This window comes from Adlercreutzia caecimuris B7 (genome assembly GCF_000403355.2).
GTDB lineage: Bacteria > Actinomycetota > Coriobacteriia > Coriobacteriales > Eggerthellaceae > Adlercreutzia > Adlercreutzia caecimuris.
Map to the genome: position 1 here is coordinate 90087 of NZ_KE159646.1, position 17445 is coordinate 107531.

General features: G+C 67.1%; 15 protein-coding genes. 11 read left to right on the forward strand and 4 right to left on the reverse strand.

The window, feature by feature from the left end; translation table 11 throughout:
- The first annotated feature begins 40 nt into the window (after positions 1 to 40).
- The 6 genes from C811_RS04685 (at position 41) to efp (ending at position 4852) form a co-directional block, all read left to right on the forward strand.
- The gene (locus C811_RS04685) at positions 41 to 1039 is read left to right on the forward strand and encodes an ABC transporter ATP-binding protein (RefSeq protein WP_016308323.1); all 999 of its coding nucleotides are present in this window, start codon (positions 41 to 43) and stop codon (positions 1037 to 1039) included.
- A complete protein-coding gene (locus tag C811_RS17155; protein ID WP_278799900.1) occupies positions 1032 to 1166 on the forward strand; it encodes a hypothetical protein in 135 nt (44 codons plus the stop codon). Before C811_RS04685 ends, C811_RS17155 begins: the two co-directional genes overlap by 8 nt.
- A 2-nt stretch (positions 1167 to 1168) precedes the next feature.
- On the forward strand, positions 1169 to 2017 hold the full coding sequence (locus tag C811_RS04690; protein WP_016308325.1) for an ABC transporter permease: 849 nt from the start codon (positions 1169 to 1171) through the stop codon (positions 2015 to 2017).
- Between the two features lie 28 nt (positions 2018 to 2045).
- On the forward strand, positions 2046 to 2948 hold the full coding sequence (locus C811_RS04695; protein ID WP_016308326.1) for a sensor histidine kinase: 903 nt from the start codon (positions 2046 to 2048) through the stop codon (positions 2946 to 2948).
- Positions 2949 to 3480: 532 nt separating this feature from the next.
- Entirely contained in the window at positions 3481 to 4173 is a 693-nt protein-coding gene (locus C811_RS0102575) for a YczE/YyaS/YitT family protein (RefSeq protein WP_022926354.1), read from the forward strand.
- Positions 4174 to 4288: 115 nt separating this feature from the next.
- The gene (gene efp / locus C811_RS04700) at positions 4289 to 4852 is read left to right on the forward strand and encodes an elongation factor P (protein ID WP_016308328.1); all 564 of its coding nucleotides are present in this window, start codon (positions 4289 to 4291) and stop codon (positions 4850 to 4852) included.
- A 258-nt stretch (positions 4853 to 5110) separates the two neighbouring features.
- Here the strand turns inward: efp and C811_RS04705 are convergent, their stop codons facing one another.
- From C811_RS04705 to C811_RS04715, 4 genes are all read right to left on the reverse strand, one after another.
- Entirely contained in the window at positions 5111 to 5983 is an 873-nt protein-coding gene (locus C811_RS04705) for a DegV family protein (protein WP_016308329.1), read from the reverse strand.
- Positions 5984 to 6656: 673 nt separating this feature from the next.
- Positions 6657 to 8168: a helix-turn-helix transcriptional regulator gene (locus C811_RS15595; RefSeq protein WP_016308330.1), complete on the reverse strand. Its 1512-nt coding sequence runs from the start codon at positions 8166 to 8168 to the stop codon at positions 6657 to 6659.
- Between the two features lie 354 nt (positions 8169 to 8522).
- Positions 8523 to 10247: an FAD-binding protein gene (locus C811_RS04710; protein WP_016308331.1), complete on the reverse strand. Its 1725-nt coding sequence runs from the start codon at positions 10245 to 10247 to the stop codon at positions 8523 to 8525.
- On the reverse strand, positions 10237 to 10923 hold the full coding sequence (locus C811_RS04715; protein WP_016308332.1) for a cytochrome c3 family protein: 687 nt from the start codon (positions 10921 to 10923) through the stop codon (positions 10237 to 10239). The genes C811_RS04710 and C811_RS04715 overlap by 11 nt, the downstream gene beginning before the upstream one ends.
- Before the next feature lie 265 nt (positions 10924 to 11188).
- Here C811_RS04715 and C811_RS15600 point away from each other — a divergent pair, with 265 nt between their 5' ends.
- The 5 genes from C811_RS15600 (at position 11189) to nusB (ending at position 17442) form a co-directional block, all read left to right on the forward strand.
- The gene (locus C811_RS15600; protein ID WP_016308333.1) at positions 11189 to 12496 is read left to right on the forward strand and encodes a PDDEXK family nuclease; all 1308 of its coding nucleotides are present in this window, start codon (positions 11189 to 11191) and stop codon (positions 12494 to 12496) included.
- A gap of 676 nt (positions 12497 to 13172) precedes the next feature.
- On the forward strand, positions 13173 to 15053 hold the full coding sequence (gene accB, locus C811_RS04720) for an acetyl-CoA carboxylase biotin carboxyl carrier protein (protein ID WP_016308334.1): 1881 nt from the start codon (positions 13173 to 13175) through the stop codon (positions 15051 to 15053).
- 2 nt (positions 15054 to 15055) lie between these two features.
- Positions 15056 to 16408 carry an acetyl-CoA carboxylase biotin carboxylase subunit gene (accC, locus tag C811_RS04725; RefSeq protein WP_016308335.1) on the forward strand — a complete coding sequence of 451 codons (1353 nt, stop codon included), beginning with the start codon at positions 15056 to 15058 and terminating at the stop codon, positions 16406 to 16408.
- Positions 16405 to 16755 carry an Asp23/Gls24 family envelope stress response protein gene (locus tag C811_RS04730; protein WP_016308336.1) on the forward strand — a complete coding sequence of 117 codons (351 nt, stop codon included), beginning with the start codon at positions 16405 to 16407 and terminating at the stop codon, positions 16753 to 16755. The genes accC and C811_RS04730 overlap by 4 nt, the downstream gene beginning before the upstream one ends.
- Before the next feature lie 9 nt (positions 16756 to 16764).
- Positions 16765 to 17442 (forward strand): transcription antitermination factor NusB, encoded by a 678-nt coding sequence (gene nusB, locus C811_RS04735; protein WP_016308337.1) that lies wholly within the window; start codon positions 16765 to 16767, stop codon positions 17440 to 17442.
- Positions 17443 to 17445: the final 3 nt, after the last annotated feature.

Here is a 17445-nt window from a genome sequence, read left to right on the forward strand (position 1 = left end):
AAGATGGAGGGGAATCGGTATCCGAGAGAAAGGGGCGCCCATGGAGGCGTTGCGTTGCGAGCACTTGACCCGGGCGTTCCGGGGCAGGTGCGTGGTGGACGATGTGTCGCTGGCGCTGGAGCCCGGCGATATCTACGGGCTCGTGGGACGCAACGGGGCTGGCAAGTCCACGTTGCTGAAGGTACTTGCGGGCTATCTGGCTCCGACGGCTGGCACCGTGGCCGTGGGCGGCGAGGTGCTTGGGCCGTGCCAGACGAGCGCGCATCTGGGTTGCCTCATCGAGCACCCCGCTGTGAACCCGGGGCTCACGGGGTTTCAGAACGTGATGGTGCGGGCGCTGGCCCAGGGGCTTCCAAATCCGAAGGCCGAGGTGGCCGAGGTGATGGAGGCTGTGGGACTTGAGGCCGTGGCTGGGCATGTCGCCAGGGGCTATTCTCTCGGCATGAAGCAGCGCCTCGGATTGGCGCTCGCTCTTATCGGACGGCCGGACGTGCTGCTTTTGGACGAGCCGTTCAACGGTCTCGACCCCGAGGGGGTGCGCCAGGTTCGGTGCCTGCTGGCCGACCTCGCCTTGCAGCGAGGGTGCGCCGTGCTCGTGAGCTCGCACGTGCTCGACCAGCTGGAGCGTCTGGTCACCCGCTACGGCGTGCTGCGCGAGGGGCGCCTGGTGGCCCAGATGACCGCGCAGGAGGTGGAAGAGGCCTGTACCGACTACTTGTGCGTGGAAGTGGCCGAGGCGCCCCGGGCGCTGGCCATGCTGGAGCAGGCCCTGCCCGAGGCCGTCTTCACGATGATGCCCGACGACGCCATCCGCGTGGCCGGCGCCACGGCCGATACGGTAGGCGATGCACTGCTGGCGGCGAACGTATCCGTGCGGGGCCTGTACACCCACACCCGCGACATCGAGGACTACTTCGTCGATCTCATGGGTGGCGCGGGCCCTGTGCGCGGTGCCCCGGGCGGAGCCGCCGGCTCCGAGACGGTCACCTGCGCTTCCTCTTTCACCGAGCCCTCGAAAGATGGTGATCCCCGTGCTTAATCTCATCCGCGCTTGCGGCTATCGTCTTGCTTGTCGTCCTGGCACCGTGGTCGTGCTCGGATTCTTCGTCATCGTGTCGGCCAGCGCCCTTTTCGCCCTCTTCATGAGTCGGAAGGAGTTGAGGTAGCTATGCTCAATCTCTTTCGAGCTTTATGGTACTGCCTGGTGCGCAATCGGGCGCTCTGGGGGTTTCTCATTCTGTTTGCGGTCATTATGGTGTGGGATATGGTGTCCCTGGGGCAGAACTACTATGGGCAAGAAGGCTTCCGCAACATTCCGCCAATCTACTACGAAGGCGTGACGGTGACACTCGACCCCGAGGGTTATTTGGGGGAAGGCGGGGTGGTGTATTTCCTCGTTTTGCTCGCGCTCGTGTTCGTGGCGGTGTTCTTCGCCGAGGAGTTTCGCGCGGGAACGTGCCGATCGCTGATGGCGGGGCCGTCTTCCCGGCGGGACTTCGCGTTGGCATTGGCGGTGACGGTGGCGCTGCTGACCATGCTGTTCGTGCTCGTCGGTCTGGTGGCGGTTTACGCGGTCATTCCCCGCTTTCCCCTTCTGGATGTGGGCCTGCCGACTGGGCGTACCTTGCGTTGGGCGCTGCAGTTGGTGCTGATCGTGGAGGTGTACGGGTTGTTGACGGTGGCCGTGGCGGCGGCGACGAAGCGGCCCGCGCCCACCGTAGCGGCGATGCTGCTTCTGGCCACTGGCCAGGTGGAGGTGCTGCTGACGAACCTGTATGTGATTGCGACCCAGCTAGGGGCGGTTGCCGGGTTGCCCGAGCTGCCCGCAGCGACGGACGTGTCATCGGCGTTCTTCGAGACGGCGGCCATGGTGCCCACGTGGTTGCCGGCTGCCCAGCTGCAGTGGATGATGGGCGAGGGCTGCACGCCGGTGGCTGGCGACATCGCGCCGGTGGCGTTGTTGGCCGCGGGGGCCTTTGGTGTCGTCTTGCTGGTGACACGCCGGCGGGCGCTTTGAGGGTGATGGGCTGCGGAAAGGAGTTGCGATGATCTGGCTCGGAGTTCTGTGCGTTCTGCTCGCTGCGGCGCTTGTGGTCTACGTGACGGCTACGGAGCGACAGATGCGCGGCTTGTCGGCGTCGCTGGCCCAGCGTTCCCGCGAGGGGCAGCGCCTGCGGCTGGCCTTTCCCACAGCTGGCGCCCGGGCGTTGGCCCGCGAGGCCAACGGGCTTATCGACGAGGCCGACGACGTCCGGCGCCAAGCCGTCGAGGAGCGGCGCGTGCTACAGGAGAACCTGGCCTCGTTCTCCCACGACGTGCGCACGCCGCTTGCGGGCGCCCAGGGCTTTCTGCAGCTGTACGCCGTGGCTGACGACGACGTCGAACGCGACGAGTGCGTGGCGGCCGCCGTCGAGCGCCTGGGCGCCATGCGCGTTTTGGTGGACGCCCTCTTCGAGTATGCCAAGGCCGACGACGGTTCCCGCGAGCTTGCGCGGGAGCCGGTGGATGTGGCCGCGGTGGTGTCCGACGTGCTGGCGGCGCTGTATCCCGCGTTCGCCGAGCGCGGATGGCAGCCGGAGGTGTCGCTGGTGGAAGATGTGGTGATTGAGGCCGACGGCGAGGCCGTGCGCCGCATCGTGGAGAACCTGCTCGCGAACTGCCTGCGCCACGGGAGCGCTGCCCCGACCGTCGAGCTGCACGCGACTGGGTCCGAGGCGGTTGGCTCCGAGGGCGCCGGCTTCGTCCTCACGATCTCCAACGCTGCTGCGGATCTTGGCGCACTGGACGAGGGCCGCCTCGGCGAGCGCTTCTATCGCGGCGATGCTTCGCGCCGCGCTGGCGGCAGCGGCCTCGGGCTGGCCACAGCTTGCAGCCTGGCCGATGCCATGGGGCTGTGCCTGCTCCCGTCCATCGAAGGCGATCGCTTCATCGTGACACTCTCCTTTTGAGGGGCGGTCGGCCCTCGCCTTCGGGATTCTCCCCTCCCAAGCCGTCTCGTCCCTCGGCCCGCGAGGCCGGTCCTTGTCCGCCGCCCTTCGGCTGCCGTTCGTCGGCGGTGAGCGGCAGGGGGGCTGGCCGTCTGGCCTTCGCGTCGTTGTGCTCGCGTAATTGTGCGCATCTCCGCGCGGTATCGTGCTTTATAACGGAAGGGTAGGAGAAAGCCGCGATGCCGGAGAGGACGGTGAGGAAACGATGACGGAACGGAAGATCAATCGGGGGAGCGAGATTCGGACCAAGGGGAAATCCATGGGACGCGAGCGCTCCGGTTGCGCGACCGATCCGTCTGACAGACCCTCACCTCGGGCTGCCCTAACGGTTTCCGGTCGCCCCGATGCCCCGTCGGCCCCATCGGGCTCCGGGGAGCCGATCGGCTCGCAAAGCCCTCGGCCGGCCAGTCCGGCCCCGAAGCGTTCGACTCCGGGCTGTGCCAGTGCGCACGGCGGCGGTTCTCGGCGCTCCAATCTGCGCCCGGCGCTGTTCATGACTGGCCGCGTGGCGCTCATGCTGGCGGGCATCGCGGTCATGGCCCTTGGCATCGATGTGGTCGTGAAGGCCGATCTGGGCAACTCGCCCATCTCCGCCACGCCCAACGTGCTCGCCCTCGGCTTTCCCGCCGTGAGCTTCGGCACGTTCATGCTGGGCTGGCAGTGCTTCCTCGTGCTCGTGCAGGTGGCCCTTCTTCGCCGGGAATTTCGGCTGGTGGATCTGTGGCAGATTCCCATCTCGGTGTTCTTCGGGCTGTGCATCGACTGGTTCATGGCGCTGCTGGGTGCAGCCGCACCGACCACCTACCTCGCCTCGTGGCTGTGGCTGGCCGTCGGCATGGCCGTGCTTGCGGCGGGCATCGTGATGACGGTGGTCTCGGGCACGGTCATGAACTGCGGCGAGGCTGTGGTGCAGGCCGTGGTGCGCAAGACCGGCGCCCGCTTCGGCACGGTGAAGGTGGGCTTCGACCTGGCCTGCGCGGCCTTGGCGGTGCTGTGCGCCCTGGTCTTCGTGGGACACCTCGCCGGCGTGCGCGAGGGCACCGTGGTCTGCGCGGCGCTGACCGGGGTGGTGGTGAACGGCTACATGGCCCTCTACGGCCGTGTGCGCCAGGGAGCGCGCCGGTGGCGAGCCGGAGCTGGCTCGCGCGCCGACGAGGCGGCGACGTCCCTGGTGGAGCAGAGCTAAGACCATATTTTCTTTGCGGAATGCCCGCAAGATGGCTATAATGTAACGGTTTGAATCAGGCGCGACGTGCGAGCGTAAGGGTTTCCGCGGCGCGTGAGCATGAAAGGAAACATCCGTGGCAAGCATTTCTACCGCCGATTTCAAGAACGGCATGTGCATCATCAACAACGGCAAGATGTGCACCATCGTCGAGTTCCAGCACGTGAAGCCGGGCAAGGGCGGCGCGTTTGTGCGCACCAAGCTCAAGGACATCAAGACCGGCCGCGTGGTGGACTACACCTTCAACGCCGGCACCAAGTTCGATTCCGTGCGCCTGGAGTCCAAGAAGATGCAGTACCTGTACAACGACGGCGCCGACTACTGGTTCATGGACAACGACACCTTCGAGCAGATGCCCATCGCCGCCGATATGGTGGGCGCCGCCTCCGATTGGCTGAAGGAGAACGACGAGGCCACGCTGCTGTACGCCGGCGACGAGCTCATCAGCCTGGAGCCCCAGATGTTCGTGGAGTTGGAAGTGACCCACACCGAGCCGGGCTTCAAGGGCGATACCGCCACCAACACGCTGAAGCCGGCTACCCTGGAGACGGGCAAAGAGGTGCAGGTGCCCACCTTCATCGAGATCGGCGACGTGTTGCAGATCGACACCCGCGACGGCCGCGTCATCAAGCGCGTCTAATCAAGCGGGACAACCTCACAGGTCGAGAAGCCTCCTCCGGGAGGCTTCTTCTGTTTCGGCGATGGTAGAGCGTAGAGGGGGCGCGGGGTGTTCTGACCGAGCGCAGTTCACCCTCCGGGTACTTCCTCGCTTCGCTCGGTCGCCGACACGCGACTGGAACAGTCCAGCGGACTGTTCCACAAAGCGAGGGGGCTGTCTGAGCGAACGGGAATACCCCGCGCTCCCGACCGCGGAGAGTCGCTGGGAGAACGCCCCCCGCTATTTCCGGGCGAAGAAGGCGAAGGCAACGCCGTCGGGGCCGACATGGGTGCCGATGACGGCGCCGACGAGGGTGAGGGGCAGCTCCAGGGCGTCCGGGCTCTCGATCAGGTCTTGCTCGGCGGCGATGGCGAGCGAGTCGGCGATGTACTTGCGGCCGATCTTGTCGGACAGGCCCGAGTAGGCCACCCACACCGGGCGCGTGAAATCGATGCCGCCGGCCTTCTCGATTTCCTCGAACACCATGGAGCGCGATGCCTTCGAGCCGCGGGCCTTCCCCAGAACGACCACCTTGCCGTCCACGACGCCCACCACGGGCTTGATGGACAAAAGGCCGCCGATGGCCGCCGCCGCGCCGGAGATGCGCCCGCCGCGGCGCAGGTACTCCAGGCCGTCTAAGGCCGCCACGAGGCGGATGTCCTTCTTCTCCTGATCGAGGCAGTAGGCAATGTCGGCGGCGGAAAGCCCCTCGTCGCGCAGGGCCCAGGCGCGCTCGGCCAAGATGCGCTCGCCGACGGTGGCGTTCTCGGAATCTACCACGAAGACGGATTCCTTGAAGGGGGCTGCGGCGATGCAGGCGCTCTGGTAGGTGCCCGAGATGTGGCTCGACAGCGTGATGCACACCACGGTGTCGCCGGCGGCCACGGCCTCTTGGAACAGATCCTGGAACACCATGGGGGGAATCTGGCTCGTGCGCGGCAGCTCGTCGCTCTCGATAAGGCGCTCGAAGAACTCGGTGCGGCTGATGTCGACCCCCTCGGCGAACTCCTCGTCGCCGAAAGTGATGGTCATGGGGATGATGGTGATGCCGTGGGCGCAGGCGTAGTCCTCTTCCATGTCCGCCGACGAGTCCACGATGATGCGAATGGCCATGCTGCCTCCAAAGTTGTGTTTGCTTCCCCGTATTCTATAGTGCAGGGGCGCTGGTCGGCCAAATCTCCGAAAAGGCAAGTAAATTGTTCATAATTCGGGCGGCGGTCCTCTGTGGCGGAGGGGTTTGAGCCGAGGGCCGTCCCTGCTGCGGGGCCTGGCCCGATGGGTCGCTGCCGCTGGGAGACGTCTTGATCAGGGAGCCGTATCGGCTGGATGGTGCTTGGGCCGGAACGTCGTAGCGGATGGGCGGTCCGCTGTGGCGATTCGGCGCTTTGGCCGAAGAGTCGCCGCCGCGGATGCTTGGACGGGCCAATTGCGGCTGCAGTAGGATCCTCTTCGCGCCAATCGGGTATTCCTGCGACAAAAGATGCGATCGGGCGACATTTCCCGCGGGGAAAGGCCCTGGAATGCGACAAATCTGTCGATCGGGCGACATTTGACGGCAATGGATGTCGCCCGATCATGCTATCTGTCGCATTTTCCCGGCAAAAGCTTGGGAAGTGGGGAAGCGCGGAAAGCGCAGAGAGTCCGTGGGGCGCATGGGGGCGCCGAACCTGCGGGACCTGCGGGGCCTGCCGAACCTACCGAGCCTGCTGAGCCTGCTGAATCTGCGGCATGCGTCGAGCTCGTGGAGGGGCTCGTTGTCTGCGCGAACGCGTTTCTGCAGCGAGATCTACCCCTCCACGAGGTCGATCAACTCCTGGTGGGAGTGGATGCCGAGCTTGGCGTAGACATGTTTCACGTGGGCCTTCACGGTGTTGCGCGATACGACGAGCGCCTCCTCGATGTAGGCTCGGTCGCGGCCGCGGGCGAGCATGGCGAACACCTCGGCCTCGCGCGGCGTGAGGAAGAACTCGCTGGCGATGGCCTCGCAACGGGCGGTGAAGGCCTCCTCGGGCGCGAGGGTGGCCCCCGATGCCGCCGAGGTGCCGGCATCGGGCACATTCACCGGTTCGATGCCGTCGATGGCCCCGGTGAAGGTGAAGCGCTTCAGCCCCACGAGCACGTAGGCGGCAAACACCAAGAGCAGCACTGCCGGAATCGCCACGCGCAGTGAGGGATTGCCCGCCGCAGCGCCGTTGGCGATCATGCCGGCCGCCGCACCGGTAAGCGACCCCAAGGCCGAAACGCCGTTGCCCCAGGCTACGGTGGTGACGGCGCCCAGGGGGTTGCGGGCGGCGATGGCCACGAGCGCCATCTGGGCCGCCATGGCGAACAGCCCGTTGCCGGCGTTCAGCAGGGCCACATCGGCTGCTTTTCCGCCGATGATGAGCAGGGGCTGGGCCGACAGCAGGAAGCCGGCCATTACCACGAGGGCCGACAGCTGCACCACGCCATCGGCGGGGAAGCGGCGTCGCGAGAGGGCCACGTAGATCGCCACAACCGCCAGCGGGGCTGCCGAGAAGAGCGACATGCGCGGGGTGCCGGCCACCTCGCCGAAGCGCAGGGCGAAACCGAAGGCCACCTGGAACAGGAACAGACAGCCGAACAAAGTCGAGAAGGGCGCCAGGAACGAGGCCGGCCGCGTGACGGACATATCGCTTGGCGAGGGGCGGCCGCGCGCCGCATCGAAGAAGAAGCCGCCGCCGGTCGCCGTAAGGGCGAGCGCGGCCAGGGGGAATGCCAGGAAAAGGGCAATACCCACGGCCGGCGGCACCAGGGCGCACGCCGGGCTGGCGGCCAGCTGCAACATGTAGGCCACTGCGATGGCCATCGCCGCCTGGTGCGATGTGAGCCGTGCCAGGTACAGGGAGGTTGTCGCGGTGGCCGCCGCCCGACCTGCGGCCGCCGCGCTCGCACCGATGACGAGCGGCGCCGGCAGGGCCCAGGCGAGGCCGGCCGCAAGCAGGGTACCGCCGAGGACGATGCATGCGGCCGCCCCTCCGATGATCGCGCCGCGGCGCAGCGCGGACGGTGCGCGGTAGGCCATAAGGCCCAGGGCCAGCAGCGTGATCGCCGAGCAGGTGACGGAGATATCGCGAGCGAACATGAAGACGGCATCGAACTGCGGGAAGATGGACCCGTTCATAAGCGCGGTGGCCCCGAGCACCAGCAGCAGCGCCGCGAACCCGCGCGCCGGGCTCGCAGATGGGGAGGCGTCGGCTCCCGATGGCGCCGCGCCTGCGCGTGCCCCGCGTTCGGACGCCGCCCCGCGGGGCACGTTCTCCAGCTCTCGTTTCTCCATCGTTTCTCTCTTTCGCCGATCTCTCCCATTGTACACGCGAAGACCCCCGGCCCGCGCGGGGCTGGGGGTCTGAAAGCAAACCGCTGGTCGCTGGGAGGGAGGCGCGACGGGCGGTATCCCAAGGAAGGGTGAAGGGGTTGCGGGTGCGGCTTGCGGCTCGTGCGGACGGCCTTGTGGGGCTTTCTCGCTCGGTACGGCCGATGCTGGGCTTCCCGGCCACGCTCCGCCGCTTGCGAGCACGGCCGGGAAGCTGCCAGCTGCGGGCCCGCAAGCGGCGGCGCGGGGTTTGCGGGCCCGCAGGACAGGCGCAGCTTGTACGGACGGCCTGCGATGCGCGAGACGCGAGAGGCGCCCTTAGGCCTGGCCCGTGGCGGCCAGCATGCCGGCGCGTCGCCCGAATGTCATGGTGCGCCCGCAGGCGAGGCCCGTCATCAGGTTCGGATAGCTCACGCTGAAGAAGCCGCCCGAGTCGTTGCCCGTCAGGTACAGGCCCAAAATGGGATCGCCGTTCTCATCGCAGGGGTGCATGTTCGTGTCGATGGTCACGCCGTCCAAGGTGGCCAGGAACCACGCGCCCGTGCGCACGCCATAGAAGGGCGGCGTGTCGATGGCCATGAGGCGGTGCTTCTCCTTGTTGTAGTCCTCGTCGCGCCCGGCCGCGGCCATCTCGTTGTAGCGCTTCCACGAGGCCACGGTGGTCTCCACGGGCAGGTTTAGCTTCTCGGCCAGCTCCTCCATGGTGTCGGCCTGCTGCACGTAGCCGTCCTCGATGAGCTTCTCGATCATGCCGTCCACCACGACCATGGGGATGTTGTTCTTCGCCCCGTTGTCGAAGGGGAACAGCCGGCAGCAGCCCACCTCGTCCATGGCCTCGGCCTGGGCGGCGTGGTTCGCATCCCAGATGTCCACGTAGGTCTGGTGCGGCTGCATGATGGTGGAGTGCAGCATGTAGTCGTAGGGGCCGCTCTCGTTGCAGAAGCGCTCGCCCTTCAGGTTCAGCTTCAGGAAGGGCTGCTCGCCGAACCAGAACCAGCGGCCGAGCACGCCGTCGCCGGCGTACTGGTCGGGCTTCACGCAGGCGCGGTTGAAGGTGCAGGCCGCGCCGAGCGGGTCCATGGTGGCGCCGAGCCACAGCGCCGCCTTGATGCCGGAGCCGGTCGGGTTGCCGCCGGAGCCGGGGGCCGCGATGCGGATCTTCTGGTTCCAGGACTGGCGGTCCTCCATCATCTCCAGGTTGTTGCCGTAGCCGCCCGTGGACAGGATGACGCCCTTGCTGGCGTTGATGCGCAGGTAGCGGCGCTCGCCTTCCACCTCGCGGGCGATGACGCCGGTCACGCGCCCGCCCTCGTCGGTCTCGCACTTGACGAACTCGGTGTACCAGCGCACCTCGGCGCCCTGCTCGGCGGCGTAGGCCAGGATGGACTCCGCGAAGCCCCACTCCTCGTCCTCGGCCACGGCGTCGGTCTTCTGGGGGCTGTGGCCGGTGGCGAAGGCCTTGTCGCGGCCCGGGTCGTCGATGTTGCCCACACCGCCCTCGAACTCCATGACCATCTTGCCGTCGCGCTCTACGATGTCGGTGAGCCAGTCCACCATGGCGCCCGACTCGTTGGCCCACAGCTTCACCAGATCGTAGTCCACGAATCCGTTGGCGTAGCGGACGATCTCCTCCATGGCCTCCATCTTGTCGATGCGGAACTGGGGGAACTCGTCGAAGGACGCCTGCTGCAGGCGAGAGTCGATGGCACCGATGTCCTCGCGGACGTTATGCGGGCTGCCCTGGCGGTCGATGCCGAGCACCCGCGCTCCGTTCTCGGCAGCCGAGATCATGGCCGGGATGCCGCCGGTGCCGACGCCCACGACGAGCACCTCGGTGTCGATCGTCTCGGCGATGGCCGACTCCTCGATGACGGGCGGCGCGCCGAGCCAGGAGGGGCCGCCGAAGTCGCCCGCGCTCGGGTTCGCGGGCTCTTCGGCCGCGTAGCCGTGGCCGCATCCAGATAGCGCGGCAGCGGAAAGACCGCCCAGGGCGGCAAGGCCCGCGCCCTTGAAGAAGCTGCGGCGTGAGACGTTACTCTGCATGGGGGGCCTCCCATCCTTCGGGCAGGGTCAGATCGTGGCACTCGTTGCACACGAGCACCTGGTTCTCGTGGATCTTGTGGCAGTCGCTGCACTCCAGCGCCATGTCCTGGTGGCTCGCGTGGGGGTTGTACTTCTCGTCGTTGCCGGCAAAGCCCCACAGATTCGCGGTGATCTCGTCGAAGGAGGTGCCCGCGGCGTGGTGGCATTCGGGACGGGCGCAGAACTTCTCGCTCGCGAACTGTTTGCCGGTGGCGAGCATGGTGCCGTCCTCGGTCATGGGGTAGGTGTCCGACACCCAGGCGCACACCTCGGCCACCTGGGTGGTCAGCTCGGCGGTGTGGCAGTCCAGGCACGCCTCGCCGGCCTTCGCGTGGGCCGTCACGCCGAGCTGCGGATTGCCGTCGTCGTAGGTCTCCACGTAGTAGTCCATGGGGCTGTGGCAGATGGCGTTGCAGAAGCTCGGCTGCTCGTGCCAGACCCAGAAGCCCGCGCCGGCCACCACGATGACGGCCGCCACCACGCCGGCGACGATCCATCCGCGCCGCCGCGGCTTCTTGGGGGCGGCGCCGAGTGCGCCGTTGGGCGATGCGGCGCCGGATGCAGGGGAGCCGGGCGCGCCGGGCGCCCCCTCCTGCGGTCCGGCCGCGGTTGCGGCCTTTTCCTCGTCGATGCTCATGATCGTTTCCTCCCTTCCTCGTCTTATGCAGAAACAATGGGGCCAGTGTGCGCCCCAAAGGGGTGGAAAGCTATTACCCCAGCGGGGTAAACTTTGCGTTTAGCCTGATGAGTTCAGGGTAAAAGGCAGCTCGGGAGGGGAGGGGAAGGAGGGACGGGCCGGCCGCGGGCGCCCGATACCCGACCTGCCCCATCATCGATGTTGGTTGCGTCGAGGCGCATCTTTCCAGTTGCCGGGGGCCAGTTGGCGGGTAAGGTGTCGCGTTATGAATTTGTACCTCTCCCATAGCACCGCGCTTCGCTTTTGGCGCGCCTGGTCGGCCGCGGCTGCCGTGCCCTTGCATGCCTTCCACGACCTGGGCGCCGCCGAAGCTGCGCTGTTCCCCGATCGCTTCTTCGCCGCATCGGAGGTGCTTTTCCGAGCCGTCCGCACCGATCGAGAGATTCGGGAGGCGTTGCGGCGCGCGGCAGCCCCGGGGGATCCCTCTGCGGCGTCCGCCGCCGAGAAGGCCGCTGATCCGGCGGCCTCCGTCGCGCCGGGCGCCGCTGCCCCGCGGGTGCCGCCGGCCTCCGCCGTGCTAGGGGCTGCAACGTCGTGCGCGGACTCGCTGGAGATAGCGGCCGCCACTGCGCCGGGCGTGGTTGCGCCGGGGGCGCCGGCTGCCGATGCGGCGTCAGCGAGCGACGCGGTGCCGGCGACTGGCGCCGTGGCGGTGGCGCTTCGCACGGCATGCTGTTCCGATAACGGCTCGGTGCATGTTGTGACGACCAGCTGCGGAGGTTTGCGCGACTCGACCGCCGCGACCCGCCATCGGATCGGGGGCGCCCTGCCGCGGGGATCATTTCTCAAAGTGGCCCCGGGCGTGTTCGTGTGCTCTCCCGAGCTCGTCTTCGTCCAGATGGCCGCAAGCGTTCCCCGTGGCGCCCTTCTCGCGCTCGGCTACGAGTTGTGTGGCTGCTATCCGGTCGGGGGCGATCGGGCGGGCGCCCCCGTGCGTCGGCCCCTGACCGCCCCGCGTCGCCTGTCGGCATTCGCCGCCCGCGCGACGGGGCTCACGGGCGTGACGGCGGCCCGCGCGGCCGCAAAGCAGGTGCTTGCCAAATCGGGCTCGATCATGGAGACAGAGGTGTCCATCGTGGCCTTCTCCTCCGTGGCCCAGGGCGGGTTGGGGCTTGTGCCGCCGAAGCTGAACGAGCCGGTGATGCTGTCCGCCCGGGCGAAAGAGGCGACGGGCCTGAGCCGCGTTGTGTGCGATTGGCTGTGGCCCGAGGCGCGGGTGGCTGTCGAATACGACGGACGCGACTCCCACGCCAGCCCGCAGCAGCAGGCCCGCGATGCCCGCAAGCGCGATGCGTTGCGCATCGACGGTTTCGACCTGACCGTCATCACGAGCTCTCAGTTTCACCACGTGACCCAGTGCACGGCGCTGCTGCTGGGCGTGGGCCGTCGCGTCGGGCCGAGGAAGCGCAAGCTGAGCGCCGAGCACGCGCCCCGGCATTTGACGCTGCGCAAGCAGGTGCGCGCGCATCATCGCGAGCATTTCCCCTTTCGCTTCAAGAAGAGCCGCCCGTAGAGCCCGCTGAGTTTCCGGGGGCTCTCTCCAAGAGCGTTCGAGGGCCGCCAGAAGTCGTCATGGGCCGCCAAGGGGTCGCTAGGAGCCTCCCGGCGCCCCGATATTCTAGCCGAACTCGCGAAAATGCGACAAATCGGCTGATTGGGCGACATCGCGGAGCACTATATGTCGCTCGATCGACACATTTGTCGCAGACCGGGCCTTCTTTCGAGAAAAATGTCGCCCGATCGTGATATTTGTCGCATTTTCCCGACTTTGCTTGGGAAAAGCGCGTCCGTGCGCGGAGGCCCCGCTTCTGTCGTGCGCGCCGGTCTGCCCTCGCTGGCCCGCTTCTTTCGTGCGTGCTAGCCCGCCCTTGCCGATCGCGTTCCTTTCTCGCCCATGGCTCTCCCCAGCCTCTTCGATCGCGTCATCCGCTGCTCCGCTTGCTTTCTCCTCTCCCTCTTTCGTGCTGCTTGCACCCACCCCTTGTCACCTGCGCTCTTCTGCCTCCCGGCGACCTTCCGTTGCTTCTCCTGCCACCCCACACTCCCGGCCCTTCCTCGCTGTTTGCGTCCTCCTGCCGCTTCGTTGATGTTTCTTGTCGGCAAATCGCGCGTTCGCACTGCGGGGCGTGCGGGGCGTCGCCTATAATGCAACACTTGATCTTTGACTATCTATAAGGAGGTGTGAGTTCATGCCACGGCTTCAGATCATGGATACGACCATCCGCGACGGTCAGCAGAGCCTGTGGGCCACCCGCATGCAGATCGGCGACATGCTGCCGATCCTGCCGAAGATGGACCGCGTCGGCTACTGGGCCATCGAAGCGTGGGGCGGTGCGACGTTCGACTCGTGCCTGCGCTTTCTGGACGAGAATCCCTGGGAGCGCCTGCGCGCCATCAAGGCCAACACGCCCAACACCCCGCTTGCCATGCTGTCGCGCGGCCAGAACCTGGTCGGCTACAAGCATTACTCGCGCGAGATCGTGAACCGCTTCATCGGCGCGGCGCATCGCAACGGCATCGAGGTCTTCCGCGTGTTCGACGCGCTGAACGACATCCGCAACGTGGTGGACAACGCCGAGGCCATCAAGGAGCACGGGGGGCTGTTCGAGGGCGCCATCTCCTACACCATCTCGCCGGTGCACACGCTGGACTCCTACCTGGAATACGGCCAGCAGCTGAAGGATCTGGGCGCCGACACCATCGCTATCAAGGACATGGCCGGTATGCTCACCCCGTACCGCGCCGAGCGCATGGTGAAGGCCTTCAACGAGGAAATCGGCTTGCCGGTGCACATCCACTGCCACTACGTCGGCGGCATGGCCCCGGCCAATATCCTGAAGGCCGCCGAGGCCGGCGTGGCCGTGGCCGACACCGCCCACGCGCCGCTCGCCTTCGGCAACTCGCACCCGGCCGTCGAGATGATCGTGGCCGCCCTGAAGGAGAGCCGCTACGACACCGATCTGGATCTCGATCTGCTCTTCGAGATCTCCGAGTACTGGGAGGAGATGCGCAAGCGCGGCCACTACAAGCGCGGTGTGTCCTCGCTCATCCACATGCAGGTGTACTCCCACCAGGTGCCGGGCGGCATGATGAGCAACCTCATCAGCCAGTTGGAGGTGCAGAAGGCGGCCGACCGCCTGCCCGAGGTGATGGCAGAGATTCCGAAGGTACGCGCCGAGGTAGGCTATCCGCCGCTCGTGACCCCCATGTCGCAGATCGTGGGCACGCAAGCGGTGTTCAACGTGCTCACCGGCAAGCGCTGGAGCGTCATCTCCAAGGAGATGAAGGACTACGTGTGCGGCTACTACGGCAAGGCCCCGGGCCACATGGACAAGGAGATCGTGGCGAAGGTGGCTGGCGACTCCGAGATCCTGGATCCGAGCATCGCGCCGGGCACGCTCGTGACCACCACCTACGACGAGGTGGCCAACGAGATAGGGGATTTGGCCCACAGCGAGGAGGACGTGCTCATGTACGCCCTGTTCCCCAACGAGGCCCGCACCTACCTTTCCAAGCACCGGGTATCCGAGAAGGTCGACTTCATGCTGGAGCAGGAGTCCAGCGGCACCAAGGAGGATGATTACGTGGACATCAATCAGATTCGCGAGCTGGTTCGCGTTGCCGAGGAGAGCGGCGTCGGCGAGATCGTCGTCGAGGAGGAGGGCGTCCGCATTGCCGTGCGCATGCCCGGCCAGGGCGCTCCCGTGGCGGCCCCCACTGCCGCCGCCCCGGTGGCCCAGGCCGCGCCGGCCCCTGCTGCCCCCGCGCCGGCCGCCGAGCCGGCCAGCGACCGCCCGGCCAGCTGGGTGCCCGTGGTGGCTCCTATGGTGGGCACCTACTACGAGGCGCCCGCGCCTGGCGAGCCGCCCTTCGTGAAGGTGGGCGACGAGGTGGCCGCCAACGAGACGCTGTGCATCGTGGAGGCCATGAAGCTCATGAACGAGATCACGGCCGAGGAGATGGGCACCGTGCGCGAGGTGTGCCTGTCGGATGCTACGCCCGTGGAGTACGGCACCGTGCTCTTCTACGTGGAGCCCCACGAGCCCGTGCAGACCCTCCCGGAGAACTAATCATGTTCAACAAGATTCTCGTCGCGAACCGCGGCGAAGTGGCCCTGCGCATTATGCGCGCTGCCCGCGAGCTGGGCGTGAAGACCGTGGCCGTGTACTCCACCGAGGACGCGGACACCTATCCGGTGCAGTATGCCGACGAGGCCGTGTGCATAGGTCCCGCCCAGTCGGCCAAAAGCTACCTGGTGATGCCCTCTATCATCGCGGCGGCGAAGAACACCGGCGCCGAGGCCATCCACCCCGGCTACGGCTTTTTGGCCGAGAACGCCGATTTCGCCCGCGCCTGCGCCGACAACGACCTCGTGTTCATCGGTCCGGCCGCCGAGTGCATCGAATCGATGGGCGACAAGTCGAGTGCGCGGGAGACCATGAAGAGCTGCGGTGTGCCCACGGTGCCCGGAAGCGATGGCTGCCTGGACACCGTGGAAGAGGCCGCCGCTTTCGCCGAGCAGGTGGGATACCCCGTGCTCATTAAGGCCACGGCCGGCGGCGGCGGCAAGGGCATGCGCGAGGTGCACGACCCGGCCGATCTGGCCGCCCAGTACAAGGCCGCCCGCACCGAGGCCGGCGCCGCCTTCGGCAACGACGGCGTGTACCTGGAGAAGCTCGTGCTGCGCCCCCGCCACGTGGAGGTGCAGGTGCTCGCCGACGACCATGGCAACGCCGTGGCGCTCTGCGAGCGCGACTGCTCCATCCAGCGCCGTCATCAGAAGCTTCTGGAAGAGGCCCCCTCGCCGGCGCTTACCGATGAGCTGCGCCGGGCTATGGGCAAGGCGGCCCTGAAGGCCGTGCGCGCCGTGGACTACCGAAACGCCGGCACCATCGAGTTCCTGCTCGACGAGCGCGGCGAGTTCTACTTCATGGAGATGAACACCCGCGTGCAGGTGGAGCACCCCGTCACCGAGGAGATCACCGGCACCGACATCATCAAGGAGCAGCTGCGCATCGCTGCCGGCGAGCCCATGAGCTGCGCCTCGCGCGCGCCGTTCGCCCCTGCGGGCCATGCCATCGAGCTGCGCATCAACGCCGAAGATCCGGCCCATGGTTTCCGCCCGTGCCCCGGCACGGTGAGTGCGTTCATTCCGCCAGCGGGACCGGGCGTGCGCGTGGAAACTTATTTACGGCCTGGTTCTAAAATCTCGCCGCACTACGATTCCCTCGTCGCAAAGGTTATCGTACATGGACAGGATCGCGACGAGGCCGTGGCCCGGGCGCGCCGCGCTTTGGACGAGTTCGTGATCGAGGGCATCGCCACCACCATCCCGTTCCATCAGCGCGTGCTGGAAAACGAGGCGTTTCTGGCCGGCGAGGCCACGACGGACTTCATCGAAACCCAGATGGGAGACGTACTATGACCAGTGAAATGAACGTGGAAGGGCTCTCCATCGCCCCTGGCGTCATGGAGACCATCATCTCCGTGGCCGCCAGCGAGGTGGATGGCGTGGCCTCTCTCGGCAACTTCGCCACAAGCGGCATTCGCTCCATGCTGGCGAACAAGCCCTCCACGAGCGGCATCGAGACGAAGATGGGCGAGGACGGCAAGCTGTACGTGGCCGTTCACGTAGAGGTGTACTACGGCTACGTGCTGCCCGAGCTGGCCGCCGCGCTGCGCTGCGCCATCGCCGAGTCGCTGGCCACCCAGGCCGGCGTGGAGGTGTCGGCGGTGGACGTGTACATCGACGGCATCCAGTTCAAATCCTAGGGAGCGTTGATGGCTTCGAGGAAACACGAGAGGACCCGCGATCGCGCCTTCGCGGTGCAAGTCCTCTATACGAGCGAGCTTCAGGGGGAATCGCCCTCGAAGCTTCTTGACGAGGGGCTCTGTCTGGTGGCCACCGAGGCCGACCCGGAGCCCGCGCCGCCCGAGGCCGCCGACGAGGCGCCCTCGGAGTTCGGTCGCATCTGCGAGGGCGCGCTTTCCGAGTACGCCCTCGGGCTCATCCGCGGTGTGCAGGAGTACCAGGCCGCTATTGACGAGCGCTTGGAGGGGGCGTCCGAGAACTGGGCGCTCTCCCGCATGCCTATCGTGGACCGCTCCATTCTGCGCCTGGCCGTCTACGAGATGTTCCAGCGCGAAGATGTGCCGGTATCGGTGTCCATCAACGAGGCGGTGGAGCTGGCCAAGGCCTTCGGCGGCGAGGACGATTCCCCGCGCTTTGTGAACGGGGTGCTCGGCCGTATCGCCCGCTCCATGGCCGAGGCCCCCGAGCTGGCTGTGGCCGACGCGGAGGAGGACGAGTTAGAGGCGTCGGACGACGGTGCCGCCGAGGGTGAGGTTGCCGAGGGCGCGCCCGCAGCCAGCGTGATCGAGGCCGCCGCGACGGCCGAGGCGGTTGACGCCGTGGTGGGCGCCTCGGGCGCGGCCGCGTGCGTGCAGGGGGAGGTGTAGCTC

Excerpts from the sequence above, each read along its gene's own strand:
- C811_RS04710 (WP_016308331.1), bottom strand. The coding sequence starts at position 10,247 with ATGCAGAGTAACGTCTCACGCCGCAGCTTCTTCAAGGGCGCGGGCCTT.
- C811_RS04685 (WP_016308323.1), top strand. The coding sequence starts at position 41 with ATGGAGGCGTTGCGTTGCGAGCACTTGACCCGGGCGTTCCGGGGCAGG.
- C811_RS04695 (WP_016308326.1), top strand. The coding sequence starts at position 2,046 with ATGATCTGGCTCGGAGTTCTGTGCGTTCTGCTCGCTGCGGCGCTTGTG.
- C811_RS15595 (WP_016308330.1), bottom strand. The coding sequence starts at position 8,168 with ATGGAGAAACGAGAGCTGGAGAACGTGCCCCGCGGGGCGGCGTCCGAA.
- nusB (WP_016308337.1), top strand. The coding sequence starts at position 16,765 with ATGGCTTCGAGGAAACACGAGAGGACCCGCGATCGCGCCTTCGCGGTG.
- C811_RS04705 (WP_016308329.1), bottom strand. The coding sequence starts at position 5,983 with ATGGCCATTCGCATCATCGTGGACTCGTCGGCGGACATGGAAGAGGAC.
- accC (WP_016308335.1), top strand. The coding sequence starts at position 15,056 with ATGTTCAACAAGATTCTCGTCGCGAACCGCGGCGAAGTGGCCCTGCGC.
- C811_RS04730 (WP_016308336.1), top strand. The coding sequence starts at position 16,405 with ATGACCAGTGAAATGAACGTGGAAGGGCTCTCCATCGCCCCTGGCGTC.
- C811_RS04715 (WP_016308332.1), bottom strand. The coding sequence starts at position 10,923 with ATGAGCATCGACGAGGAAAAGGCCGCAACCGCGGCCGGACCGCAGGAG.
- C811_RS0102575 (WP_022926354.1), top strand. The coding sequence starts at position 3,481 with ATGACTGGCCGCGTGGCGCTCATGCTGGCGGGCATCGCGGTCATGGCC.
- accB (WP_016308334.1), top strand. The coding sequence starts at position 13,173 with ATGCCACGGCTTCAGATCATGGATACGACCATCCGCGACGGTCAGCAG.
- C811_RS04690 (WP_016308325.1), top strand. The coding sequence starts at position 1,169 with ATGCTCAATCTCTTTCGAGCTTTATGGTACTGCCTGGTGCGCAATCGG.
- C811_RS15600 (WP_016308333.1), top strand. The coding sequence starts at position 11,189 with ATGAATTTGTACCTCTCCCATAGCACCGCGCTTCGCTTTTGGCGCGCC.